The 25,037-nt window shown below is 71.3% G+C and carries 22 protein-coding genes; 5 read left to right on the top strand and 17 right to left on the bottom strand.

The genetic code is table 11. From position 1 onward, the window contains the following. Positions 1 to 2 precede the first annotated feature (2 nt). Positions 3 to 707: an MBL fold metallo-hydrolase gene (locus tag NP064_RS07105; protein WP_372456357.1), complete on the top strand. Its 705-nt coding sequence runs from the start codon at positions 3 to 5 to the stop codon at positions 705 to 707. Positions 708 to 756: 49 nt separating this feature from the next. Beyond that, complete coding sequence (locus tag NP064_RS07100; RefSeq protein ID WP_227568925.1) at positions 757 to 1,596, top strand: DUF1345 domain-containing protein; 840 nt, start codon at positions 757 to 759, stop codon at positions 1,594 to 1,596. 5 nt (positions 1,597 to 1,601) lie between these two features. Here the strand turns inward: NP064_RS07100 and NP064_RS07095 are convergent, their stop codons facing one another. The 3 genes from NP064_RS07095 to NP064_RS07085 are packed head-to-tail and all read right to left on the bottom strand — an operon-like array spanning position 1,602 to position 4,358. Further along, entirely contained in the window at positions 1,602 to 2,300 is a 699-nt protein-coding gene (locus NP064_RS07095; protein ID WP_227568924.1) for a GNAT family N-acetyltransferase, read from the bottom strand. A gap of 46 nt (positions 2,301 to 2,346) precedes the next feature. Next, positions 2,347 to 3,510, bottom strand: coding sequence for an acyl-CoA dehydrogenase family protein (locus NP064_RS07090; RefSeq protein WP_227568923.1), 1,164 nt, complete (start codon positions 3,508 to 3,510; stop codon positions 2,347 to 2,349). A gap of 5 nt (positions 3,511 to 3,515) precedes the next feature. Then, entirely contained in the window at positions 3,516 to 4,358 is an 843-nt protein-coding gene (locus tag NP064_RS07085) for an aldo/keto reductase (RefSeq protein WP_227568922.1), read from the bottom strand. Between the two features lie 91 nt (positions 4,359 to 4,449). Between NP064_RS07085 and NP064_RS07080 the strand changes: the two genes are divergently transcribed. Further along, positions 4,450 to 4,740 carry a YciI family protein gene (locus tag NP064_RS07080; protein WP_227568921.1) on the top strand — a complete coding sequence of 97 codons (291 nt, stop codon included), beginning with the start codon at positions 4,450 to 4,452 and terminating at the stop codon, positions 4,738 to 4,740. Positions 4,741 to 4,756: 16 nt separating this feature from the next. Here NP064_RS07080 and NP064_RS07075 read toward each other — a convergent pair whose 3' ends face one another. The 10 genes from NP064_RS07075 to NP064_RS07030 all read right to left on the bottom strand — a co-directional run bounded on the left by NP064_RS07075 (position 4,757) and on the right by NP064_RS07030 (position 17,924). After that, entirely contained in the window at positions 4,757 to 5,494 is a 738-nt protein-coding gene (locus NP064_RS07075) for a Type 1 glutamine amidotransferase-like domain-containing protein (protein ID WP_227568920.1), read from the bottom strand. A 50-nt stretch (positions 5,495 to 5,544) separates the two neighbouring features. Beyond that, positions 5,545 to 6,558, bottom strand: a complete 1,014-nt coding sequence (locus NP064_RS07070) for a TerC family protein (RefSeq protein ID WP_227568919.1) — start codon at positions 6,556 to 6,558, stop codon at positions 5,545 to 5,547. Between the two features lie 187 nt (positions 6,559 to 6,745). Next, positions 6,746 to 8,839 carry an excinuclease ABC subunit UvrB gene (gene uvrB, locus NP064_RS07065; protein WP_227568918.1) on the bottom strand — a complete coding sequence of 698 codons (2,094 nt, stop codon included), beginning with the start codon at positions 8,837 to 8,839 and terminating at the stop codon, positions 6,746 to 6,748. 90 nt (positions 8,840 to 8,929) lie between these two features. Next, positions 8,930 to 9,559 (bottom strand): dephospho-CoA kinase, encoded by a 630-nt coding sequence (gene coaE, locus NP064_RS07060; protein ID WP_227568917.1) that lies wholly within the window; start codon positions 9,557 to 9,559, stop codon positions 8,930 to 8,932. 180 nt (positions 9,560 to 9,739) lie between these two features. Next, positions 9,740 to 11,233, bottom strand: coding sequence for a 30S ribosomal protein S1 (gene rpsA / locus NP064_RS07055; protein ID WP_227568916.1), 1,494 nt, complete (start codon positions 11,231 to 11,233; stop codon positions 9,740 to 9,742). 179 nt (positions 11,234 to 11,412) lie between these two features. Next, positions 11,413 to 12,438, bottom strand: a complete 1,026-nt coding sequence (locus NP064_RS07050; protein ID WP_227568915.1) for a 6-phosphofructokinase — start codon at positions 12,436 to 12,438, stop codon at positions 11,413 to 11,415. A 135-nt stretch (positions 12,439 to 12,573) separates the two neighbouring features. Beyond that, on the bottom strand, positions 12,574 to 14,301 hold the full coding sequence (locus NP064_RS07045) for a dipeptide ABC transporter ATP-binding protein (protein ID WP_227568945.1): 1,728 nt from the start codon (positions 14,299 to 14,301) through the stop codon (positions 12,574 to 12,576). Positions 14,302 to 14,306: 5 nt separating this feature from the next. Then, positions 14,307 to 15,239, bottom strand: coding sequence for an ABC transporter permease (locus NP064_RS07040; protein WP_227568914.1), 933 nt, complete (start codon positions 15,237 to 15,239; stop codon positions 14,307 to 14,309). After that, positions 15,236 to 16,240: an ABC transporter permease gene (locus NP064_RS07035; RefSeq protein ID WP_227568913.1), complete on the bottom strand. Its 1,005-nt coding sequence runs from the start codon at positions 16,238 to 16,240 to the stop codon at positions 15,236 to 15,238. Before NP064_RS07035 ends, NP064_RS07040 begins: the two co-directional genes overlap by 4 nt. Positions 16,241 to 16,256: 16 nt before the next feature. Next, positions 16,257 to 17,924 (bottom strand): ABC transporter substrate-binding protein, encoded by a 1,668-nt coding sequence (locus tag NP064_RS07030; protein ID WP_227568912.1) that lies wholly within the window; start codon positions 17,922 to 17,924, stop codon positions 16,257 to 16,259. A 146-nt stretch (positions 17,925 to 18,070) separates the two neighbouring features. On the opposite strand from NP064_RS07030, the gene NP064_RS07025 reads away from it, so the two are divergent. Beyond that, complete coding sequence (locus tag NP064_RS07025) at positions 18,071 to 18,886, top strand: class I SAM-dependent methyltransferase (RefSeq protein ID WP_227568911.1); 816 nt, start codon at positions 18,071 to 18,073, stop codon at positions 18,884 to 18,886. A gap of 20 nt (positions 18,887 to 18,906) precedes the next feature. Here NP064_RS07025 and NP064_RS07020 read toward each other — a convergent pair whose 3' ends face one another. From NP064_RS07020 to polA, 3 genes are all read right to left on the bottom strand, one after another. Continuing rightward, on the bottom strand, positions 18,907 to 20,556 hold the full coding sequence (locus tag NP064_RS07020) for a solute symporter family protein (RefSeq protein WP_227568910.1): 1,650 nt from the start codon (positions 20,554 to 20,556) through the stop codon (positions 18,907 to 18,909). Then, positions 20,553 to 20,888 carry a DUF485 domain-containing protein gene (locus tag NP064_RS07015; protein WP_227568909.1) on the bottom strand — a complete coding sequence of 112 codons (336 nt, stop codon included), beginning with the start codon at positions 20,886 to 20,888 and terminating at the stop codon, positions 20,553 to 20,555. Before NP064_RS07015 ends, NP064_RS07020 begins: the two co-directional genes overlap by 4 nt. A gap of 136 nt (positions 20,889 to 21,024) precedes the next feature. Then, positions 21,025 to 23,793 carry a DNA polymerase I gene (polA, locus tag NP064_RS07010; RefSeq protein ID WP_227568908.1) on the bottom strand — a complete coding sequence of 923 codons (2,769 nt, stop codon included), beginning with the start codon at positions 23,791 to 23,793 and terminating at the stop codon, positions 21,025 to 21,027. Here polA and NP064_RS07005 point away from each other — a divergent pair. Next, entirely contained in the window at positions 23,792 to 24,196 is a 405-nt protein-coding gene (locus NP064_RS07005) for a hotdog fold thioesterase (protein ID WP_227568907.1), read from the top strand. The two genes, polA and NP064_RS07005, sit on opposite strands and share 2 nt — an antisense overlap. Here NP064_RS07005 and NP064_RS07000 read toward each other — a convergent pair. After that, positions 24,109 to 24,795 (bottom strand): GNAT family N-acetyltransferase, encoded by a 687-nt coding sequence (locus tag NP064_RS07000; protein ID WP_227568906.1) that lies wholly within the window; start codon positions 24,793 to 24,795, stop codon positions 24,109 to 24,111. The genes NP064_RS07005 and NP064_RS07000 overlap by 88 nt on opposite strands. Positions 24,796 to 25,037 lie beyond the last annotated feature (242 nt).

The following is a 25,037-nucleotide window of genomic DNA, read 5'->3' as shown; positions in this document are numbered from 1 at the left end:
CGATGACCTACACCGGCGACGTGAGCCCGGCCGGCCCCGCCGACGTGCGCGAGCTGGACGCCCTGACCATCCGCAAGGCGTCGGTGGGCCCGATGGACAACAACGCCTACCTGCTGACCTGCCGCCGGTCAGGCGCCCAGCTGCTCGTGGACGCCGCCGCTGACCCGGACCGGCTCCTGGCGCTCATCCGGGAGGGCTCGCGCGAGGCCCGGCTCGACGGCATCCTGACCACCCACCGCCACCACGACCACATCGGCGCCCTGGCCTCGGTCGTCGCGGTCACGGGCGCCAGGACGCACGCCGGGGTGGACGACGCGCACGCGATCGCGGACGCGGCCGGGGTCCGCGTCGACGGGCGGCTGCGCCACGGCTCCATGCTGCCGCTCGGCGACCTGGCGCTCGAGGTGGTGGCGCTGCGTGGCCACACCCCGGGCTCGATCGCCCTCGTCTATCGCGAGCCCTCCGACGCGCGGGCCCCGGGCGCCTCGCCGGGGCGCGCGCACCTGTTCACCGGCGACTCCCTGTTCCCGGGAGGCCCCGGGCGCACCTCGGGCGGGCCGGACTTCGACAGCCTGATGGACGACCTCGAGCAGCGCGTGTTCACCGCCTTGCCCGACGACACGTGGGTCTACCCGGGGCACGGACGGGACACCACCCTGGGCGCCGAGCGCCCGCACCTCGCGGAGTGGCGCGCCCGGCGCTGGTGAGCCGTGCGCGACCCGCTGGCATCGTGAGCAGTGCCGCGATCACCGGCCGATGAGTGAGGGGCACGACATGGGGGCCACACCGCCGGACCTGCCACCTCGGCAGCCGATGCCGGGGCCGACCCCGGAGGAGCCCGCCACGACCCGGGCGCTCCGCGACCAGATCGCACGGCTCGAGCACCTTGCCAGCGCGGCGGCCGCCGTCAACCCCGTGGTGCACGAGGACGGCAAGCCCGTGGTCCCCGCGTGGCGGCGGGCCACCCGTGGCGAGGTCCGTTGGCCTGTCCTGATCGCGATCGGCGTCGCGATCGCGTTGCAGCTCTCGCTGCCGACCGACGTCATGCCGCAGCCGCGCTACCTGCTGCCGGGAGTCGAGGCACTTCTGCTCGTGGTGCTGCTCGTGCTGAACCCCCGGCACATCACTCGGACGTCTGGCCCCTTGCGCCTCTCAGGGCTCGTGTTGATCGCGCTGGTCAGCCTCGGGAATGGGGTGGCCGCGGCGAACCTGGTCGTCCTGCTCGTGTCCGGCCCCGCCCGCACCGGGGGCTCGCTGCTGTGGGCCGGCGCGTCGGTCTACCTGACGAACGTGCTGGTGTTCGCGCTCTGGTTTTGGGAGCTCGACCGCGGTGGCCCGGCCGCGCGCGCGGCGGGCACGCGACCGTTCCCGGACTTCTTGTTCCCGCAGATGGCGACCCCGCACGTCGCCGATCCGCACTGGGAGCCGTCGTTCGTGGACTACCTGTACATCGCGTTCACCAACGCGACCACCTGGGGGCCCGCGGACACTCAGCCGCTGACCCGCTGGGCCAAGCTGGCCATGCTGCTGCAGTCGCTGATCGCGCTGGTGACCATCGCGCTTGTCGTGGCGCGCGCGGTCAACATCCTGGGTTAGGCGGCTCAGGCGAGGTGCGCGCCCTCGTCGATCGCGAGGAACCGGCGCGCCTCGTCGACCCCGTGGAGCTCGACGCCCTCCAGCACGAAGCCGCCCGCCGCGGCTCGGCGGTCCCAGCCCTCCCGGTCGAGCCGGTACCGGTTCGACACCGCCCGCTGGCCGTCGCGCACGGAGGTCACGGTGCCGTCAGGCAGGTAGCCGAGCTTGCGCGTGACTCGGTTGGAGGCCGGGTTGTCGACGAATGCCTCGGTCCGCGCGAGCTGCGCGCCGAACCCCTCGAAGGCGAGCTGGAGCACGAGGGCGCGCATCCGGGCGCCGGTGCCGCGCCCCTGGAAGGGCAGACCCAGCCACGAGCCGGTCGTCACCTCGCGGGTGATCGCGAAATCCCGGGTGTACATCCCCTGCACCCCCACGACGCGCCCCTCGAGGACGACGGCGAGCTCGATCGACCACTTCGCGGGCGTCAGCTCAGAACGCAGCCCCCATTGATAGACGAGGACGTTCCGGGCGACCTCCTCGGGCGTCCCGCGCGTCCACGGCTTGGTGAACGGCATCACGTCAGGCGCGTGGACTCCGCCGGCGGCCACCGCGGCGAGATCGTGCAGCAGCTCGTCAGAGAGGTACCTCAGCTCCAGGTCGCGGTGCGCCACGCGCAACCCTGCGAGGGGCCACCCCGCCACGTCGGTCGTCGTCGTCATCGTCATCGCGCCACCCTGCCAGCGGGAACGGCAGGGTGGCGAGCGAAAACGATCAGCGCTCGATCGGCCCGAGGAGGGCGTTCGCCACCGTCGCGTGCGCGGACTCGTCATCCGAGGGGTGGAAGATGCCCGCGAGCACGTCTCGATAGAGCCGGCCGAGCTCGTTCCCCGAGAAGTAGGAGCCGCCGCCGGAGACTCGCAGCGCCTGGTCGACCACGAACCGGGCGTTCTCGGTCGCCCGCACCTTGAGCCCCACCAACTGGGGGAACCACTGGCTGCCGTGGTCGGCGCGCTCGTCGACGTCTCGGGCGAGGGAGCGGATCTGCGGGAGCATGCCGTCCTGGGCGATCGCGGCGGTGGCGATCTTCCAGCGGATGTCCGGGTCCTGCGCGTACGTGCGGCCGTCGTTCTTCATGGACGTGCGCCGCTGCGCGGCTGCCACGGCGAGCTCCACCGCCCGCTGCCCGATGCCGGTGTAGACGGCCGCCAGCAAGATCTCGAAGGTGGCGAACAGCGCGAAGATGAACGGGTCCGCGCTCGGGCCCGGCGGAAGCGACCGGTAGACCCGCTCAGGGCGGGCGTACGCGCCGTCCAGCACCGTGGTGCAGGACTGGCTCGCCCGCATCCCCAGGGTGTCCCAGTCGTCGCGGACCTCGATGCCGCCGTCCTCGCGGGAGACCACGGCGTGCACCAGCCGGGGGTCGTCCGGGTTGGAGTCGTCGCGCCCGAACGTCGCCAGCCTCGTCCACACGGGCGAGAGCGACGTGAAGATCTTCGTGCCGTAGTACCGGTACCCGCCGTCGGGCTGCGGCTCGGCGCGCGTCCTGGATCCGAACATCACCAGGTCGTTGCCGCCCTCGGAGTTCCCGAAGGCGAAGACCTCGCCGCGGGCGGCGTCCTCGAGCACGAACTCGAGCGCGTCGTCCCCGCGGGCGGCGAGCGCCGCAGCGATCCCGGTCACCACGAGATGCATGTTCACCGCCAGTGCGGTGGCCGGCGCCGCGGCGCCGAGCCGCACCTGCTCGTCGGCGACCTGCTCGAGGGTCAGGCCGAGGCCGCCCAGCCGCTCGGGCACGAACGCGCGCAGGTAGCCGGCCGCGACGAGGTCGCTCAGATCGTCATGCGGGAAGGTGTTCGCCTTGTCGTGCAGCGGCGCCCTCTCGGCGATCCTCGCCAGGAGGTGCTCGCCGAGCACCGCCGTCCTCGTCGCGGCCATGCTCGTCACGCTCCCAGCACGTCGGGGTCAGGGCCGATGCGGGCGCCGCGGTCCAGGCCCGCGATCTCCTCGTGGTCCTCCTCGGTGAGCGCGAAGTCGAACACGTCGAGGTTCGCCTGGATGCGGGACGGGGTCACCGACTTGGGGATCACGATGTTGCCGATGTCCAGGTGCCAGCGCAGCACGACCTGTGCCGGGGTCACCCCGTGCCGTGCGGCGATGGCCACGAGCACCGGGTCGTCGAGCAGGCCGGTGTCGCGGCCCAGCGGCGACCAGGCCTCGGTCGCGATCCCCAGCTCGGCGTGGATCTCGCGCAGCGCGCGCTGCTGCAGGTAGGGGTGCAGCTCCACCTGGTTGACCACAGGCGTCACGCCCGAGTCGGCGATGATCCGCGCGAGGTGGGCCGGCTGGAAGTTGGAGACGCCCACGGAGCGGACCCGTCCGGCGTCCCGCAGCTCCACGAGCGTGCTCCACGTCTCGGAGTACAGGTCCTGGCCAGGGAACGGCCAGTGGATCAGGACCAGGTCCGGGACCCCGAGGCCGAGGCGCTCGACCGACGCGTCGAAGGCGCGCAGCGTCCGCTCGCGGCCGTGGTCGTCGTTCCAGATCTTCGTGGTGACGTACACGTCCTCGCGCGGGAGGCCGGAGGCGCGCACCGCACGGCCGACGCCGGCCTCGTTGCCGTACAGCTTGGCGGTGTCGATCAGCCGGTAGCCGGCGGCGAGGGCGTGGGCGACGGCCGTCTCGGCGGTGTCGTCGTCCACCTTGAAGACGCCGAAGCCGAGCTGGGGGATCGCTCTCCCGTCGAGCAGCGTCACATCGGGCACAAGGGCTGGTGCGGAGGTCATTCCCTCATGCTCTCATCTGCGGGGTCCCCGCTTCGCGACGGGCCGGGGGCGCCCGCGGACCAGGCCGACGGTCGTGCGGCAGGATGGCCCCATGCCCATCTACGCCGTCCAGTACGCCTACGACGACCGCCGCGACCTGCAGGACGAGGTGCGCCCCGCCCATCGCGCCTACTTGGGAGGCCTCGCCGACCAGGGCCTGCTGCTCGGATCTGGCCCGTACACCGCGGGCGAGCCCGGGGCCCTCCTGGTGTTCCGTGTGGAGGACCGCGCCCAGCTCGACGCGCTGCTCGACGCCGATCCCTTCGCCGGCGCCGGCGTCATCAACTCGGTCGGGGTGCGGCCGTGGAACATCGTGCTCGGCCCCTGGGCGGCCGAGGCCTGACGAGGCCTGGCCCGCGTCAGCGGGCGCCCGGCAGGACCCGCGGCTCGACGCGCTCCTCGACGACCGCTCCCGAGCCGTCCTGGACCACCACGTAGGCGCCGGCGCCGCGGCGTTCTGCGACCGCCTCGACGAGCTCGGTCCCGCGGTACACGAGGCCCACCCCGTCGTCGGTGCAGTGCGTCTGCGGCAGCACGCCCTCCGCGACGAGCCGGTGGACGAGCGGGCGCCGCCCCGCCTCCGAGTCGTAGTGCACGCCGTTGCCGTAGGGCAGCAGAGCGAGGCCGTCCGTCACGGCGCGCAGCTCCGGGCCGAACGAGTCGGTTGTGCCTCCGACGTGCCAGCAGATCGAGCCCGCGCTCACCCCCGCCAGCACGACCCCGGCCTCCCACACGCGCCGGAAGACCGCGTCCAGGCCGTGCGCCCGCCAGACGGCAAGCAGGTTCACGACCGACCCGCCGCCCACCCACACCGCGTCCTGGGCCAGGAGGTGCGCCTCCATGTCCTCGACGTTCGGCATCGGGAAGAGGTTGAGGTGGGTCAGCTCGACGCCAGCCACGCGCGCGGCGTCGTCGAGCTCGGCGTTGAACCACCGCTGGTCCCCGCCGGCCGTGCCCAAGTGGCACACCCGCGGGCGCCCGGCGGCGCCTGAGAGGTCCACCGCGTGGCGCATCAGCGGGCCGAGCTCCAGCCGGGTGCGCAGGCCAGGGGCGAGACCGCCGGAGGTGGCGAGGATGGTCGGGGCGCGGTCGGGCATGCGACCGACCCTAGCCGCTCCCCGCCACCTGCCGGCAGGTCACGCGGACGTCACTCGCCGGGCTGGGCGGCGAGGCGCGCGTCCTTGCGGGTCTTGGCGAGGCTCGCCACGGTGGCCACGGCCAGCGTGCCGAGGATGACACTGAGCGAGAGCCAGATGGGGATCTCCGGGGCCCAGGCCACGTGCTCGCCGCCGTTGATGAAGGAGAGCTCGTTGGTGTGCAGCGCCTCGAGCACCAGCTTGACGCCGATGAACGCGAGGATGACCGACAGGCCCTGAGCCAGGTAAATCAGCCGCTCGAGCAGGCCGCCGAGCAGGAAGTACAGCTGGCGTAGGCCCAGCAGCGCGAACGCGTTCGTCGTGAAGACGATGAACGGCTCCTTGGTGAGGCCGTAGATCGCGGGGATCGAGTCCAGGGCGAAGAGCACGTCGGTGCTGCCGATCGCGACCATGACCACCAGCATCGGCGTCATGAACCGCTTGCCGTCGATGACCGTGGTGAGACGGTCGCCGTGGTAGACGTCCGTGGTGGGGACGACCTTCTTCATCATCCGGACCGCGAGCCCGTCCTTGCGGGCGGCGGCCGCCGCCTCCGGGTCCTCGTCCTCGTGCTTCTCGAAGGCGAGCTTGAGGGCCGTGTAGATGAGGAACGCGCCGAAGATGTAGAAGACCCACGAGTAGCGCTCGATGGCCGCGGCGCCCGCGAGGATGAACACGGTGCGCAGCACGAGGGCGATGACCACGCCCACCAGCAGGACCTTCTGCTGGTACATCCGGGGCACCTTGAACTTCGTCATGATGATGAGGAAGACGAAGAGGTTGTCGACAGACAGGCTCTTCTCGGTGATGTACCCCGCGAAGTACTCGGTGCCGTGACCACCGCCCCACACCAGGGCCAGCCCGATGCCGAAGATGATGGCCAGCGCGATGTAGAACACCGACCAGCGCACGGACTCCTTGAACGTGGGCTCGTGCGGCGTCCGCACGTGCGAGAAGAAGTCGAAGAGGACCATTCCCACGACGAGCGCGGCAGTCGCGCCCCAGACCCACAACGGAACAGACACAGGCGTACCTCCGGTACGAGATCGGGTACCGGAGGTCTCTCCCACCAGCCGAGTCGGCCAGCCGGCCCCCCGGGCCGCTGCTGAGCTGGCCGTGATGACGAGGAAGCCGTGTCGGGATACTCCCCTCCACCAAGTGCCCCAGCATAAAGCACAACCGCGCGTCCGCATCGCGGCCGTCCGCCGCCCCTCAGGCGGTGGCGGCCTGCATCTGCCGCAGCTCCTTCTTGAGGCCGGAGATCTCGTCGCGCAGGCGCGCCGCGAGCTCGAACTGCAACTCGGCGGCGGCCGCGTGCATCTGGTCGCTGAGCTCCTGGATCAACTGGGCGAGGTCGCCCGCGGCCGCGCCCGCGAGGCTCGCGCGGGAGCCGCTGCCTCCGCTCGGCACGGGAGCCTTCCCCCGCTGCGGCGGCTGGCGGTAGCCGCCCTCGAGCAGCTCCTTGGTGTCGACGTCCTCGCGCGCGAGCATGTCGGTGATGTCGCCGATCTTCTTGCGCAGCGGCGTCGGGTCGATGCCGTGCTCCACGTTGTACGCGACCTGCTTCTCCCGCCGCCGGTTCGTCTCGTCGATGGCCATCGCCATCGCAGGAGTGATCTTGTCGGCGTACATGTGCACCTCGCCCGAGACGTTGCGGGCGGCACGCCCGATCGTCTGGATCAGCGAGGTCGCGGAGCGCAGGAAGCCCTCCTTGTCGGCGTCCAAGATCGCCACCAGGGAGACCTCGGGCAGGTCCAGGCCCTCACGCAGGAGGTTGATGCCGACCAGCACGTCGAACTCTCCGAGCCGCAACTCGCGCAGCAGCTCGACCCGGCGCAGCGTGTCGACCTCAGAGTGCAGGTACCGCACCCGGACCCCCTTCTCCAGGAGGTAGTCGGTGAGGTCCTCGGACATCTTCTTGGTGAGCGTGGTGACCAGCACCCGCTCGTTCTTCTCCGTGCGGGTGCGGATCTCGTCCAGCAGGTCGTCGATCTGACCCGTGGTCGGCTTGAGCACCACCTGCGGGTCCACGAGCCCGGTGGGGCGGATGATCTGCTCCACCGTGCCATCCGACATGGACAGCTCGTAGGCGCCGGGCGTCGCGGACAGGTACACAGTCTGGCCGATCCGCTCGACGAACTCCTCCCAGCGCAGCGGCCGGTTGTCCATGGCGCTCGGCAGGCGGAACCCGTGGTCCACCAGGTTCCGCTTGCGCGACATGTCCCCCTCGTACATCGCGCCGATCTGCGGCACTGTCACGTGCGACTCGTCGATGACCAGGAGGAAATCCTCGGGGAAGTAGTCCAGCAACGTGTGCGGCGGGGTGCCCTGCGCGCGGCCGTCGATGTGCCGTGAGTAGTTCTCGATGCCCGAGCACGACCCGATCTGGCGCATCATCTCGATGTCGTAGGTGGTGCGCATGCGCAGCCGCTGGGCCTCGAGCAGCTTGTTCTGCCGCTCGAACTCCTCGAGCCGCTGGGCCAGCTCGGACTCAATGGTGCCGATCGCGCGCTCCATGCGCTCGGGGCCGGCGACGTAGTGCGTCGCGGGGAACAGGTAGACCGACTCCTCGGCGCGGACGACGTCCCCGGTGAGGGGGTGCAAGGTCTGGATCGACTCGATCTCGTCGCCGAAGAACTCGATGCGGATCGCGAGCTCCTCGTACACCGGGATGATCTCGACCGTGTCGCCGCGCACCCGGAAGGTGCCCCGGGTGAAGGCCATGTCGTTGCGGGTGTACTGCATCGCCACGAACCGGCGCAGCATCTGGTCCCGGTCCACCTGGTCGCCGACCGCCAGCCGCACCATGCGGTCGACGTACTCCTGCGGGGTGCCCAGGCCGTAGATGCACGACACCGACGCGACCACCACGACGTCGCGTCGCGTCAGCAGCGAGCTCGTGGCCGAGTGCCGCAGGCGCTCGACCTCGTCGTTGATGGACGAGTCCTTCTCGATGTAGGTGTCCGTCTGCGCGATGTACGCCTCGGGCTGGTAGTAGTCGTAGTAGGAGACGAAGTACTCGACCGCGTTGTTGGGCAGCAGCTCGCGGAACTCGGTGGCGAGCTGCGCGGCGAGGGTCTTGTTCGGCGCCATCACCAGCGTGGGCCGCTGCAGCTGCTCGATCAGCCATGCCGTGGTCGCCGACTTGCCGGTGCCGGTGGCGCCGAGCAGGGTCACGTCCTTCTCCCCCGCCTGGATGCGGCGCGTCAGGTCCGCGATGGCAGTCGGCTGGTCGCCCGAGGGCGAGTAGTCGGACACCACCTTGAACGGCGCGACCGTTCGCTCCAGATCCGTCACAGGGCGCATGCCACCACCGTACGTCGTCCCGCTGACACGACTAGACCCGGGCCCGACGGGCGGGTCCACGCCCGGACCGGGCGCGTCGAGCGGCAGCCGTCACGGGGTCTCCGCCGCCAGCTCGGCGGCGCGCACCTCCGCGAGCCGCTGCCACAGCTCGTCGACCTGGGCGCGCAGGTCCTCGACCGCGCCGGAGCCGTCGAGGACCACGTCGGCGACGGCCAGCCGCGCCTCGTCGTCGACCTGCGCCGCGACCCGTCCCTGGGCCTCGTCCCGGCTCAGGCCGCGCAGCTCGACGAGCCGGGCCACGCGCAGCGCGGCCGGCGCGTGCACCACCACCAGCACGTGGAAGGCGTCAGCCTGCCCGGTCTCGACTAGCAGGGGGATGTCGTGCACCACCACGGCGCCGGGGTCGGCGGTCGCCGCAGCCGCCTCGCGCTCGACCGACAGCCGGCGGATGGCCGGATGGACGATTCCGTTCAACCTGGCCAGCGCGTCGAGGTCCGCGAAGACGAAGCTCCCCAGCGCCGCGCGGTCGAGGGCGCCCTCCGCATCGAGCATCTCCGGCCCGAACGCGTCGACGATGTCGCCGAGCGCCGCTGTGCCGGGCGCCACCGCCTCCCGGGCGAGCAGGTCGTGGTCGATCACCACGGCGCCCAGCTCCTCGAGCCGTGCCGACACGGCCGACTTGCCCGCTGCGATCCCACCGGTCAGTCCAATGCGCTGCATTGCCCCATCCTGCCCGAGTCCTTCCGAGTCGGCGCTGCGCGAGGGCCGAGCCGCCTCAAGACCGACGGATCTTGGCAGTGGGCCTTGGTCTCGGCCCCCGGGGACAGCACAGCGGGCCGGCCACCCGAAGGTGACCGGCCCGCTGGTCAGAGCGTGACGATGGCGCCGAGGCGCCCGGCGTCAGTTGCCCGTGAGCTTCTCGCGCAGCGCGGCGAGGGCCTCGTCGGACGCGAGGGTGCCGGTGGCCTCCTCCGCGGGGGTCGAGGAGTACGAGGAGGCGGACGAGGAGGAGCTGCTGCTGCTGCTGCTGCTCACCACGCCCTCGTTGTTCGCGGCCTCGGCGTCGGCCTTGCTGGCCTCGGCGACCTGCTTGCGGTGGGCCTCCCAGCGCTCGTGGGCCTTGGCGTACTGCGCCTCCCACACCTCGCGCTGAGCCTCGAAGCCCTCGAGCCACTCGTTCGTGGCCGGGTCGAAGCCCTCGGGGTACTTGTAGTTGCCCTGCTCGTCGTACTCGGCCGCCATGCCGTACAGCGCGGGGTCGAAGTCGTCGCTGGTCGGGTCGAGGCCCTCGTTCGCCTGCTTCAGCGAGAGCGAGATACGGCGACGCTCGAGGTCGATGTCGATGACCTTGACGAAGACGTCGTCGCCGACCTGGACGACCTGCTCCGGGATCTCGACGTGGCGCACGGCCAGCTCCGAGATGTGCACGAGGCCCTCGATGCCGTCCTCGACGCGCACGAACGCGCCGAACGGGACGAGCTTCGTGACCTTGCCGGGGACGACCTGGCCGATGGCGTGCGTCCGGGCGAAGGCCTGCCACGGGTCCTCCTGCGTCGCCTTGAGCGACAGGGAGACACGCTCGCGGTCGAAGTCGACGTCGAGGACCTCGACGGTGACCTCCTGACCGACCTCGACGACCTCGGAGGGGTGGTCGATGTGCTTCCAGGACAGCTCGGAGACGTGGACGAGCCCGTCGACGCCGCCGAGGTCCACGAACGCGCCGAAGTTGACGATCGAGGAGACGACACCGGGGCGGACCTGGCCCTTCTGCAGCGTCTGCAGGAAGGTCGAGCGCACCTCGGACTGCGTCTGCTCGAGCCAGGCACGGCGCGAGAGGACGACGTTGTTGCGGTTCTTGTCGAGCTCGATGATCTTGGCCTCGATCTCCTTGCCCACGTAGGGCTGGAGGTCGCGGACACGACGCATCTCCACGAGCGACGCGGGGAGGAAGCCGCGCAAGCCGATGTCGAGGATGAGGCCGCCCTTGACGACCTCGATGACGGTGCCGGTGACGACGCCGTCCTCTTCCTTGATCTTCTCGATCGTGCCCCAGGCGCGCTCGTACTGCGCACGCTTCTTGGACAGGATCAGACGGCCTTCCTTGTCCTCCTTCTGGAGGACCAGGGCCTCGACCTCGTCGCCCACCTGGACGACCTCTCCGGGGTCCACGTCGTGCTTGATGGACAGCTCGCGGGAGGGGATGACGCCCTCGGTCTTGTAACCGATGTCAAGCAGCACCTCGTCGCGGTCGACCTTGACGATGGTGCCCGAGACGATGTCACCATCGTTGAAGTACTTGATGGTGGCGTCGATGGCGGCGAGGAAGTCCTCGGCCGAGCCGATGTCGTTGATCGCGACCTGCGGCGTGGCGGGCTTCGCGGTGGAAATGCTCATGTAGTGATGGACTCCGATGCGGACAGGAAGTAGTGCGGGCAAGGATCCCGGCGGATGTGTGGTGTTGTGAGTGCACATCGCCGACGCCGGCGAACCAGCAGCAGACAGACGTGCGACACCGCGTTCCACCTTATCTTTGACCGGCAGGCGGGTCAAAGCCAGCGCGGACGGCCCGCCGGTCAGGCGAGCGCCTGGGCGACCTGGATCAGCGAGGCGGGCACGTGCTTGACCTTGCCGGCGATCTCGGTCAGCGGCGTGAGGACGACGTCCTCCCCGCGCAGGGCCGTCATCACGCCGGACTCGCCGCGGGTGATCGCGTCGATCGCCGCCACGCCGAACCGGCTCCCCAGGATGCGGTCCTCCGGTGTGGGGATGCCACCGCGCTGCACGTGGCCCAGCACGGTGACGCGCGTGTCGAACCCGGTGCGCTGCTCGATCTCGGCCTTGACCCGCTCGCCGATGGCGCCGGCGACGATCTCGCCGAACTTGCCCACCGGCGCCTCGTACGACATGGACGTGCCCTCGGCGGGCACGGCGCCCTCGGCGACGACCACGATCGAGAAGCTCGCGTGCGCGCGGTGGCGGTGCTTGAGGAACCGGATGACCTTGTCGATGTCGAAGGGCTCCTCGGGCGTCAGGACGACTTCGGCCCCGCCCGCGATCGCCGACGTGACCGCGATCCAGCCGGCGTGCCGCCCCATGACCTCGACGATCATGACGCGGTTGTGGCTCTCCGCGGTGGTGTGCACGCGGTCGATGGCCTCGGTGGCGATGGTCACCGCCGTGTCGAAGCCGATCGAGCGGTCCGTGCCCCAGACGTCGTTGTCGATCGTCTTGGGAATCGCGACGATCTTCACGCCGGCCTCGGCGACCTTGCTCGCCGCGTGCAGCGTGCCGTCGCCGCCGATGCAGATCAGGGCCTCGATGCGCTCGGCCTCGAGGGTCTGCATCACGGCGTCAAGGCTGCCGTCCGACGCCTTGGGGTGGTACCGGGCCGTGCCGAGCAGCGTCCCGCCCACGGGGAGGACGTTGCGGATGTGCTGGCGGGTGAGCGGCATCACGTCGCCGTCCACGACCCCACGCCAGCCGTTGCGGAAGCCGACGATGGAGTGCCCGTGCTCGCCCTCGCCTCGCTTGACGACGGCCCGGATGGCCGCGTTCAGACCGGGGACGTCCCCGCCTCCGGTGAGCAGTCCGACACGCACGCGAGCACTCCTTCAAGTTGCCTGGAGACAGGATCACACGCGTCGTCGCGCCCCCGTCCAGGTCAGCGTATCCACCTCCGGCCTGGACCGCCGGGCCTTGGGTCCCACGCGAGACGCCCCGGACCCCGCCGCGCGTCACCGCGGACCGGTCGCCAACTCCAGGCCCCGCCCCGGGATGGCCGCGAGCAGCGTGCGCGTGTAGTCGGTCTGGGGGGTGTCGAACACGGCGTCCACAGGACCGTGCTCGACCACGGCGCCGTTCTGCATCACGCAGACCGTGTCGGCGATCTGGCGCACCACGGCCAGGTCGTGGCTGATGAACAGATAGCTCAGCCCCAGCCTGCGCTGCAGGTCGGCGAGCAGCCGCAGGATCTGCGCCTGCACGATCACGTCGAGCGCCGACACCGCCTCGTCGCACACCACCAGCTCGGGGTGCAGCGCGAGCGCACGGGCGATCGCGACACGCTGGCGCTGCCCGCCGGAGAGCTCGGCCGGGTACCGGCGCAGCACGTCGACGGGCAGGGACACCTCGTCGAGCAGCTCCTCGACCCGGGCCCTGCGCGACGCGCCGTCCCCCACGCCATGCGCGCGCAGCGGCTCCTCGATGGTGCGGTAGACGGTGAACAGGGGGTCGAGCGACGAGTAGGGGTCCTGGAAGATGGGCTGCACGCGCCGCCGGAACGCGACCTCGGCAGCCCTGTCGGCGCCGCCCACGAGCTCGCCGTCGAAGGTGATCGAGCCCGACGTCGGCTCCACGAGGGCCAGCATCATCTTCGCGAGCGTGGACTTCCCCGAGCCCGACTCCCCCACCACGGCGAGGGTGCGGCCGCGCGGCACCGACAGGCTCACGTCGTCCACCGCGGTGAACGATGCCGATCGGGACAGCATGCGGGCCCCGCGAAGCCGGTAGACCTTGCTGACGTGCGAGACCTCGACGATGGCGTCAGGGGCCTCCGCCGCTGCCTGGGGCTCGTCGCGCGCCCCCACCACGAGCAGGTCCTCGGCCAGCGCCGCCTCGTCGCCCTCGGCCTTGGCGATCTCGATCCGGCGGGCGGCCAGGGACGGCGCCGCGGCCAGCAGCCGCCGGGTGTACTCGTGCTGCGGGTCCCGCAGCAGGTCGTGCGCCGGCCCCTGCTCCACGATCTGGCCGCGGTACATGACCACGACGCGGTCCGCCCGCTCGGCGGCCAGGCCCAGGTCGTGCGTGATGAGCAGCACCGCCGTCCCGAGCTCGGACGTCAGGCCGGTGAGCCGGTCGAGGATCGTGCGCTGCACAGTGACGTCGAGCGCGGAGGTCGGCTCGTCCGCGATGAGCAGGCGCGGGCGGCAGGCGAGGCCGATCGCGATCAACGCCCGCTGCCGCATGCCGCCCGAGAACTCGTGCGGGTACTGCCGGGCCCGGACCTCCGCGTCCGGCAGTCCAGCCTCCTCGAGCAGCTCCACGGCCCTCGCCCGGGCGGCGCGGCCCCGTGCCACCCCACCAGCCTCGAGGGCCTCGACCACCTGCGTGCCGACGCGCTGCAGCGGGTTCAGGTTGGACATCGGGTCCTGCGGGACCATGCCGATCTCGACGCCGCGGAGGCGCGCCACCGCCCCGGGCCCGGCAGCCGTGAGGTCCTGTCCGTCGAACCGGACGCTGCCGGCGGTCACCGCTCCGTTCGAGGCGAGCAGCCCGATCACGGCGGCCGCGGTCGTCGACTTCCCCGATCCGGACTCCCCCACGATCGCGACGGTCTCGCCAGGGTGCACGTCTAGGTCGACGCCGGTGACCGCGACCGTCCGCCCCGAGTCGGAGGTGAACGCCACCTCGAGCCCTCGCACGCTCAGCAACGGCTGAGCCTCCGTCCGCGTGGTCACGCCCATGCCGGTCACCGCTTCCTCGTCCGTGGGTCGAGCGCCTCGCGGAGCGCCTCGCCGAACAACGTGAACCCGAGCGCCGTGACCGCGATGCACGCCCCCGGCCACAGCGCCAGGCGGGGCGCCACCTCGAGCTCGTTCTGCGCCGCGGTGAGCATCCGGCCCCATTCCGCCGCCGTCGGCGCCCCGCCCCCGAGCCCCAGGAACGACAGCGCAGCCGCCTCGATGACCGCCGTGGCGAGCATGAGGGTGGCCTGGACGATCACCGGCGAGATGCTGTTGGGCAGCACGTGGCTCATGGTCACGGTGCGCCGGCTCAACCCGAGCGACGACGCCGCGAGCACGTAGTCCTGGCCGCGCTGGGCCAGCATCGATCCGCGCAGCAACCGGGCGAAGATCGGCACCTGCACCACGCCGATGGCGATGATCACCGCGGTCGCGGACTGGCCGATCAGGGCGGCGATCGACACGGCGAGCAGCAGGCTCGGCACCGAGAGCATCAGGTCGACCAGCCGCATCGTCGCGGTGTCCACCCAGCCTCCGAGCCCACCGGCGAGCACCCCGAGCATGATGCCGCCGAGCAGTCCGACGAGGGTGGACAGCACGCCGATCAGCAGCGAGGCGCGCGCGCCCCAGACCAGCTGGGAGAACAGGTCCGCGCCGTACCGGTCGAGTCCCAGCGGGTGCTCGGCCGACGGCCCGGGGATGAACGTGGGCCGCACCTGGCTGCGGCCGGGGAGCTCGCCCGCGTCGAATGGTGCGATCCAGGGGGCGAACGTCGCGACCGCCAGGAAGACCAGAACGATCGCGGCGCCCGCGATGGCGCCGGGGTTGCGCCGCAGCCTGCGGGCCGCAGCGCGCCACGCGGAGTCTCCCGCGTGGTCGGACGGCGCCGGGGCGCCGCTCGCCGGGGCGAGGGCCTCGGGGGTCTCGATCGCGCTCATCGGGTCCTCATCCTGGGGTCGATCAGGCCGTAGGAGACGTCGACGGCGAGGTTCACCACCGCGTAGACGATCGCGATGATGAGGATGAACCCCTGCAGCACCGCGTAGTCGAGGTTGAAGACCGCCTGTGCCAGGAAGCTGCCGATTCCCGGGTAGGCGAACACCGTCTCGGTGAGCACCGCCCCAGACAGCAGCAGCCCGACCTGCAGGCCGATCGTCGTGGAGACCGGCAGCATCGCGTTGCGCAGGATGACGCGGTTGCGCAGCCTGACGCGTCCCAAGCCCTTGGCGCGCGCGGTGCGGACGTAGTCGGCGCCCTGCACCTCGAGCACCGAGGACCGGGTGATCCGCGTGATGATCGCGAGCGGGATCGAGCCGAGGGCCAGCGCCGGCAGCACCAGGTGCATGACCGCGTCCCAGCTCGCGTCGAACTCGCGGGTCAGCAGGCCGTCGAGCACGTAGAACCCGGTCGGATGGGTGGCGACCATGGTCGGGTCCTGGCGGCCCGCCGAGGGGAACCAGCCGAGCTGCACGGCGAACAGCCACTTGAGCAGGAACGCGAGGAAGAACACGGGGATGGTGACGCCGAGCAGCGAGACCACCACCGTCCCGGAGTCCACCAGGCTGCCCTGCCGCCGGGCGGCGAGGTAGCCGAGCGGGATGCCGACGCCGACGGCGATCACCAGGGCGAGGATCGTGAGCTCGATCGTCGCCGGGAATCGCGCGAGGAACTCGTCCAGGACCGGGCGGCCGGTCCTGGTGGAGACCCCGAAGTTGCCCTGCAGCAACTGGCCGAGATAGCCGGTGTACTGCTGCAGCACCGGGCGGTCGAACCCGTACAGGGCGTTGATCCGATCGACGGCCTCGGGTGTGGCGCGCTCCCCCAGGAGGGCCGTGGCAGGCCCTCCTGGGAGTGCGCGCACCCACAAGAACAGCAGGATCGACAACCCGAGCAGGGTCGGGACGAGCAGCGCCGTGCGCCGCAGGACGAGTCGGGTCATCGGGGGGTGCTGCTCCTCAGTCGCCGATGGTGATCACGTTGTAGACCTCGTCCTGGACCGGCGACGCCGGGTACCCGTGGATGTCGGCCTTGAACGCGAGGGAGGGCACCGGGTGCGCGAGCGGGATGCCGGGGAGCAGCTCCATGATCTGCGCGTTGGCGGCCGCGTAGGCGGCCGTCTGGGCCTCCTTGTCCGCCTGGTACCGAGCGTCGCCGATGGCCTTGAAGAGCGCCGGGTCGTCGAAGCCCCACTCGTTCGCCGGAGCGCCGAAGAACACGCCGATGAAGTTGTAGGTGTCGTTGTAGTCGCCGGTCCAGCCCAGCAGGTGGATGCCGTGGTCGGGAGTGCCCTGCATCCGGTCCAGGTACTCCGGGCTCCACGGCTCGGGCACCGGGTTCACTGTGATGCCGACGGCCGCGAGGTCGGCCGAGATCGCGGTGAAGACCTGCTCGGGGGTCGGCATGTACGGCCGGGACACGTTGGTCGGGTAGTTGAAGTCGATCGTCAGGTTCGACTTCCCCGCCTCCGCGAGCAGGGCCTTGGCCTTCTCCGGGTCGTAGTCGTAGGTGGGCACGTCCGCGTTCCACCCGTCAACGGCCGGCGGGACGAAGTTCGTGGCGACCTCGGTGCCCTCGGGCAGCGTCTGCGCGACCAGCGACTTCTTGTCGATCGCGTGGGCGATCGCCTGCCGCACGCGCACATCCGTCAGCTCGGGGTTGGCCTGGTTCATCGCCAGGTAGAGGACGTTGAACGGGTCGCGGTTGACGATCTGGAAGCCGGCGCTCGCGAGAGCGTCCACGTCCGCCGGCCCGACCAGGTCGTAGCCGTCGATGTCGCCGGCCTGCAGCGCCTGGCGCCGCGCGGTCGCGTCGGAGATCACCGTGAAGACGATCTTCTTGATCTGGCCCGTCTCGCCCCAGTAGTCCGGGTTGGAGGCCAGGACGACCTGCTCGCCGGGGCTCCAGCTCTCGAAGACGTACGGGCCGGTGCCCGTCGGGTGCGCCGTTGCGTACTCCGGCAGCACCGGCGCCTCCTCGCCGCCGCTGACGCCGTCGGCGTCGTACTTCTCGAGCGCGGTCGGCGACTGCATCGAGAAGGAGGGCAGCGACAGCGCCGACACCAGCTCCGGCAGCGGGCTCGCGAGGCGGATCACGGCCGTGGCCGGGTCGGTGGCCTCACAGCTCTCGTACTTCCCGGTGCCGTCGAGGCCGGGGACGTCGCTCGACGCGAAGCCGCCGTTCACCTTCTGCCAGTAGTACGACAGGCTCTCCGACTGCATCACACCCGTGAAGTTGTTCCAGCGGTCGAAGTTGAAGCAGACGGCGTCCGCGTCGAAGTCCGTGCCGTCGTGGAAGGAGACGCCCTCCTTCAGGTGGAACGTGTACTCGAGGCCGTCGTCGGCCACGTCCCACGACTCAGCGAGCAGGGGGGCCGGGTCGGCCGTTCCCGGCACGGTTCCCACGAGCCCTTCGAAGATCTGCCGGGCGACCCGGAACGTCTCGCCGTCGTTGGCGAACGCGGGGTCCAGCGAAGCGGGGTCGGAGGAGGCCGCGAAGACGAACGTGTCACGGGCGCCTCCCGTCTCCGTCTGGGCCGCATCGGCGTCACGGTCGCTGGCGGCGCATCCGGTCAGTGCCAGCGCCAGCACTGCGCCCGGTGCGGCGACCCTTAGGAAGGTCTTCACATGATCACCCCTCGTCGACGGGCCGGTGGCATGATCGCGCCACCGGGGGAAGAGTCCCCGACAGTAGGCGCGCCACGTCACGCGGGTGTTACGTCCGAGTACATCCTCGGATCTGCCGAAACCTACCGTGTCAAAGGGCGATTTCCATGGATTCCGAAGACAGGCTCGCAGAAGCGGGCTATCGCGACGTTCCCGACGAGGCCGGCGGCCGGGCCGGACGGCGCTGGTGGGACGCGAACGCCGCCGAGTACCTCGACGAGCACGGGGCCTTCCTCGGCCCCGACGAGTTCTGCTGGTGCCCCGAGGGCGTGCGGGAGGCTGACGCGCGCCTGCTGGGCGACGTGACGGGGGCCCGCGTCCTCGAGGTGGGCTCGGGCGCGGCGCAGTGCTCCCGCTGGCTGCTGCGCCACGGGGCCGCGCAGGTCGTGGCCACCGACGTCTCCGCCGGCATGCTGGCCGCCGGCGCCCGCTACGACGAGGCCATCGGGGTCCGCACCCCCATGGCGCAGGCGGACGCACGGGCCCTGCCGTTCGCCGACAGCTCGTTCGACGTCGCCTTCACCGCCTTCGGGGCGATCCCGTTCGTCCCCGACGCCGCCCGGGTGCACCGGGAGGTCGCGCGCGTGCTGCGACCCGGCGGCCGATGGGTCTTCTCGGTGACCCATCCGCTGCGCTGGGCCTTCCCCGACGACCCGGGCGCCGGCGGGCTCACCGCGACGCGGTCCTACTTCGACCGCAGGCCCTACGTCGAGCTCGGGGCCTCGGGGAACGTGCTGTACGCCGAGTACCACCGCACGCTCGGGGACCACATCGGCGACGTCGTGGCCGCGGGCCTGGTGCTCGACCGGCTGGTCGAGCCCGAGTGGCCCGCGGGCCACGATCGCACATGGGGCGGCTGGGGCCCGGTGCGCGGGGAGCGCCTGCCCGGGACGGCGATCTTCGTGACCCACCTCCCGGGCTGACGCCCCCCGGCGCCCCGCCGTCAGTGCGGCGTCGCCTTCTCGGCGCCGGCGCCCGTGAGCGAGCGGACCTCCATCTCGGCGAACTTGCCCGGGGCTGCCGGCGTCTTGCTGAGGAATGTGCCGACGATGCCGAGCACGAAGGCCAGCGGGATCGAGATCAGGCCCGGGTTCTCCAGCGGGATGATCGCGAAGTCCACCGACGTGTCCTTGATCATCGACAGGCTCAGCCCGGTGGTGGGGTCGACCTTGCCGGACACCACCGGCGACAGCGCGATCAGCGCGATGCAGGAGATCAGGCCGCCATACATGCTCCACAGCGCCCCGGACGTGTTGAACCGCTTCCAGAACAGCGAGTACAGGATGGTCGGCAGGTTCGCGCTCGCCGCGACGGCGAACGCCAGCGCGACGAGGAAGGCCACGTTCTGGCCGTTCGCGAAGATGCCCCCCACGATGGCGAGCAGGCCGATCACCACCACGGTGATCCGGGCGACCCGGACCTCCTTGTCCGGCTCGACCTTCCCGTCCTTGATGACCGAGGCGTAGATATCGTGCGCGAACGAGGCGGCCGCCGTGATCGTCAGCCCTGCCACCACGGCGAGGATCGTCGCGAACGCCACCGCCGAGATGAGGCCCAGCAGCACCGTCCCGCCGAGCTCGAAGGCGAGGAGCGGCGCCGCGGAGTTCACCCCGCCAGGCGCCGACCGGATCGCATCGGGCCCCACCAGCGCCCCCGCGCCGTAGCCGAGGACGAGCGTGAACAGGTAGAAGATGCCGATCAGCCAGATCGCCCACACCACGCTGCGCCGGGCCTCCTTGGCGCTCGGCACGGTGTAGAAGCGCATCAGCACGTGCGGCAGGCCCGCGGTGCCGAGCACCAGGGCCAACGCGAGCGACAGGAAGTTCAGCCGGGTCATCGACGTGGCGCCGTACTGCTTGCCCGGCTCGATCAACGCCTCGCCGTCAGGCCCCGCCTGGTCGATGGCGCCCTGGAGCACCGCCGAGAAGTCCATGCCGAAGTTGCCCAGGACCCAGATCGTCATGATGCCCGCGCCCGCGATCAGCAGCACCGCCTTGATGATCTGCACCCACGTGGTGCCCTTCATCCCGCCGACCAGAACGTACAGGATCATCAGCGCGCCGACGATCGCGATGACAAGGCCTTGGCCCGCGCTGCTCTCGATGCCGAGCAGCAGCGCGACGAGCCCGCCGGCGCCGGCCATCTGCGCGAGCAGGTAGAAGAAGACGACCGCGAGCGTCGCGAGCGCCGCCGCCATCCGCACCGGGCGCTGCTTGAGGCGGAACGACAGCACGTCCGCCATCGTGAACTTGCCGGTGTTGCGCATGAGCTCGGCGACCAGGAGCAGCGCGACGAGCCACGCCACGAGGAAGCCGATCGAGTAGAGGAACCCGTCGTACCCGTTGATGGCGATCGCCCCGCAGATCCCCAGGAAGCTCGCCGCCGACAGGTAGTCCCCGGCGATCGCGGTGCCGTTCTGGGGGCCGGTGAAGGAGCGGCCCGCCGCGTAGTAGTCGGCGGCGCTGCGGTTCGACTTGGAGGCGCGGAACACCACGACCAGGGTGACCGCGACGAACGCGAGGAAGATGCCGATGTTGACGGCCGGATCGCCGATCTGGGCGGTCTCGGCAGCGGCCATGACCCGGGCGCTCATGCGAGCTTCCCGTCTTCGATCTCGGCGCGGAGCTCAGCGGCCACGGGGTCCTGGTGCTTGTTGGCCCATCGGGCGTAGACCATGGTGATGACGAACGTGGAGACGAACTGGCCGAGCCCGAACAGCAGGCCGACGGTGATGTTGCCCGACACCCGCGTGCTCATGAAGTCGTGGGCGTAGTCGGCCAGGAGGACGTAGAGCAGGTACCAGGCGAGGAAGAGCGCGGTCATGGGGAAGACGAACCGGCGGAACCGGTGCCGCAGCGCCTGGAACTCCGGAGAGCGTTGCACCCGTTCGTAGTCGGTCTCGTTCTGCTGGGCAACCTCGGACATCGTGCCTCCGTGGGTCGTGGCGGCCCCGTTGCCGCCGCGACCCACTGTGACGCACACCATGCCCGTAAGTCACGTAAATCGCCGTGAATACGACAAACGAGCGAATCAATCCCCCCGCCCGCCCCGGAGGGACCGATCAGTGGCCGGCCTCGTGCCAGCTCGCGCCGACCCCGACCGACACGTCCAACGGCACGTCGAGCGCCGCCGCGGACCCCATCTGGGCCCGGACGATGGCCTCGACCTCCTCCCGCTCCCCCGGCGCCACCTCGAGGACGAGCTCGTCGTGCACCTGCAGCAGCAGGCGCGAGCGCAGGCCGCGAGCGGTGAGCTCGCGTTCCACACCCAGCATCGCCACCTTGATCAGGTCGGCCGCGCTGCCCTGGATCGGCGCGTTCAGCGCCATGCGCTCGGCCATCTCCCGGCGTTGGCGGTTGTCGCTGGTGAGATCGGGCAGGTATCGCCGGCGGCCCATGATCGTCGCCGTGTAGCCCGTGGCGCGGGCCTCGTCGACGACGCCGGTCAGGTAGGCGCGCACGCCGCCGAAGCGCGAGAAGTAGTCGTCCATCAACCGGGTGGCCTCCCCCACCTCGATGCTCAGCTGCTTCGAGAGCCCGAAGGACGAGAGCCCGTACGCCAGGCCGTAGCTCATCGCCTTGATCTTGGAGCGCATCGCGGGCGTGACCTGGTCCGTCGGGACCGAGAACACCCGCGAGCCGACGTAGTTGTGCAGGTCCTCGCCCGAGCGGAACGCGTCGATGAGCCCCTCGTCCCCGGACAGGTGGGCCATGATCCGCATCTCGATCTGCGAGTAGTCCGCGGTGAGCAGCGTCTCGTAGCCCTCGCCCACCACGAACGCCCGTCGGATCTGGCGGCCGGCCTCGGTGCGGATCGGGATGTTCTGCAGGTTCGGGTCGGTCGAGGACAGGCGTCCGGTCGCCGCGATGGTCTGCTGGAACGTGGTGTGGATGCGCCCGTCGTCCGCCACGGAGCGCAGCAGGCCCTCGACGGTCTGGCGCAGCCGGATCGCGTCACGGTGCGCGAGCAGGTGGGCGAGGAACGGGTGCTGGGTGCGCGCGTACAGGTCGGCGAGGCTCGCCGCGTCAGTGGTGTAGCCCGTCTTGATCTTCTTGGTCTTCGGCATGCCCAGCTGGTCGAACAGCACCTCCTGGAGCTGCTTCGGCGACCCGAGGTTCACCTCGCGGCCGATCACGTCGTAGGCCTCCGTGGCCGCCGTCTGCACCTGCGCGTCGAACAGCTTCTCGAGCTCGCGGAGGTAGTCCACGTCGGCCGCGACGCCCCGGTGCTCCATGGCGGCGAGGACGTCCTCGAGGGGGAGCTCGAGGCGTGCGAGGAGGTCCGTGGCGCCGCGGTCGGCCAACGCGTCGGCCAGCACCCCGGAGAGCTCGCCCACCGCGGCCGCCCGGGCCGCCGCGTGCTGGTGCTCGTCGGAGCCGTCGAGCGAGAGGTCGAGCGCCCCCTGCGAGCCGGCGGCCGGGGCGCCCGACGTGAGCTCACGGTGCAGGTAGCGCACCGACAACGAGGGCAGGTCGTAGGACCGCTGGTCGGGGTGGCACAGGTACGCCGCGACCTCGGTGTCGAACACCACCCCCGCGATCGGCAGGCCGCGACCGGTGAGCGCGTGCCAGGCCGACTTCGCGCCGTGCACGGCCTTGGGCGCCGAGGCGTCCGCGAGCCACGCCGCGAGCGCGGCCTCGTCGCGCGGGTCGATGGTCGTCAGGTCGAGCGAGACGGCGGCCGCGCCGTCATCCGCGATCGCCAGGCCCCATGCGTCGCCGCTGCCGGGCCGGATCGCCCCGCGCACGTCGATGCCGAGCGTGCGCCCGGCACGGGCCGCGAGCCACCCGCCCAGGCCGCCGGGCGCCAGCTCCGCGACGTCGACAGGCTCGCCGGCCTCGACGGGGGCGGCCGCCTCGCCGGGCATGGCCGCGAACAGCCGCTCGCGCAGGGCGGTGAACTGCAGCGAGTCGAAGACCCGGTGCATGGCCTCCCGGTCCCACGGCTGGACGGCGAGGTCGGCGGGGCCGAGCGGCAGCTCGAGGTCGGTGAGCAGGTGGTTGAGCTCGCGGTTCAGCACCACCTGGTCGAGGTGCGCCCGCAGGGACTCCCCCGCCTTGCCCTTGATGTCGGGCGCGGCGGCGATGATGCCGTCGAGGTCGCCGTAGGCGGTGATCCACTTGGCGGCGGTCTTCGGCCCCACGCCGGGGATGCCCGGCAGGTTGTCGCTGGTCTCGCCCACGAGCGCGGCGAGGTCGGAGTAGCGTTCGGGGCCCACGCCGTACTTCGCGCGCACCGCGTCAGGGGTCATGCGGGTGAGCTCGGAGACGCCGCGAATGGGGTACAGGACAGTGACGTCGTCGTTGACGAGCTGGAAGGCGTCGCGGTCGCCCGAGCACACGAGCACCTGCATCCCGGCGGCCCGGGCCTGGGTGGCGAGCGTCGCGAGCACGTCGTCGGCCTCGTAGTTCTCCCGCTCGATGACGGGCACCCGCATCGTCTCGAGCACCTCGCGGATCAGCGGGACCTGGCCGCGGAACGGCTGCGGCGTCTCGTCGCGCGTGCCCTTGTACTCCGGGTACCTCTCGGTGCGGAACGTGGTGCGGCCCATGTCGAAGGCGACGGCCAGGTGGGTCGGCTGCTCATCGGCGAGGATCTTGGTGAGCATCGACGTGAAGCCGTACACCGCGTTGGTGGGCTGGCCCGTGGACGTGGAGAAGTTCTCCACCGGCAGCGCGAAGTAGGCCCGATACGCCATCGAGTGCCCGTCGATGAGCAGCAGGCGTGCGGGGGCGGCGCCACTCGGCGGAGCAGCCGATGCGGTGTCGAGGGCTGTCGTCTGGTCGGCAGTTGGCTGAACGTCGCTCACGGGTGCCAACCTATCTGCCATGACTGACGACGCCGTGCGACCGAGCTATGCGGGAACCCTCATCGAGCGGATGGGGATCACGATCCTCGAGGTGGGGCCGGACAAGGTGGTGGGCGTCATGCCGGTCGAGGGGAACACCCAGCCCTACGGGCTGCTGCACGGCGGGGCGTCCGCGGCGCTGGCCGAGACGCTCGGCTCGGTGGCGGCGATGGCGCACGCGGGCGAGGGCCGGATCGCCGTGGGGATCGAGCTCAACGCGACGCACCACCGCGGTGTGACGTCGGGGAGCGTGACGGGCACGGCGCGCGCCCTGCACCTGGGGTCGCGTGTCGCGACCTACGAGATCGTCGTCGAGGACTCGGAGTCGCGTCGGGTCTGCACCGCGCGGTTGACCTGCATGGTGATGGCGGCGCGCGACCGCTGACCGGCCGCGGCCTGCGCGGTGCGGGCCACACCGGCGTCGCGGGACGCCGCGCGCACCTGGCGGCGGCGGGCGATCAGGTCCTCGATGCCCCGCCCGGCGCCGCGGCGGGACTGTGCGCCGGCGGTCTCAGCGACCAGTCGGCGCTGCAGGGCCGACGTGCTGACCACGCGGTGCGCGGCGGCCGGCGCGAAGCCGAGCCGGACGAAGAACCTCTGCATCCCGCGCGCCCCGGGCAACGGCGCCGCGTACACCTCGGTGGCGCCGCCGGCCTCGGCCACCTCGAGGGCGCCGGCCATCAGGGCGTGGCCCAGGCCCCGCCGACGTGCTCGCGGGGCGACGTAGATGGCCTCCAGGTTGAGGCTCACCAAGTCCGTGAACGGCCCCGGGCCGACGAGCTGACCGAGCAGCAGGCCCACGGGCTCCCCGTCGAGCAGGGCGACCAGCAGCTGTCCCCCGCGTGAGGCGAGCAGGGCGCCGAGCTGGTCCCGCAGGCGCTCGCCGTCGTCGCTGCACAACTGCGCGCCCATCGTGGACTCGCTCCGCGCCGCCAGGCAGAGCTCGACGAGGGCAGGGATGTCCGCGGGCTCCGCGGGTCGCACCTGGGCACCTGGACGCACCTGCGCCGGCCTCCTGTCCTGTCGTCCTCGCCACCGCGGCGGCACACCGTCGCGCGATCTGATCATCGCAAAGCCGAGCCCGTGTGCCTAGTCGCGGCGTCGGCGAGGGCCCGCCACACCGCACGCCACGCGGGCGATCACCCCAAATAGTGAATGATGCCCCTTTGGTCCTGCATACTCTCGCGCTGTGCGTAATGCACCGGACACAATCCGCTCCTAGTCTC

Source organism: Cellulomonas chengniuliangii (genome assembly GCF_024508335.1).
Lineage (GTDB): Bacteria > Actinomycetota > Actinomycetes > Actinomycetales > Cellulomonadaceae > Cellulomonas_A > Cellulomonas_A chengniuliangii.
The sequence above is the reverse complement of the archived record's forward strand: the minus strand, read 5'-3'. Positions and strand labels throughout refer to the sequence as shown.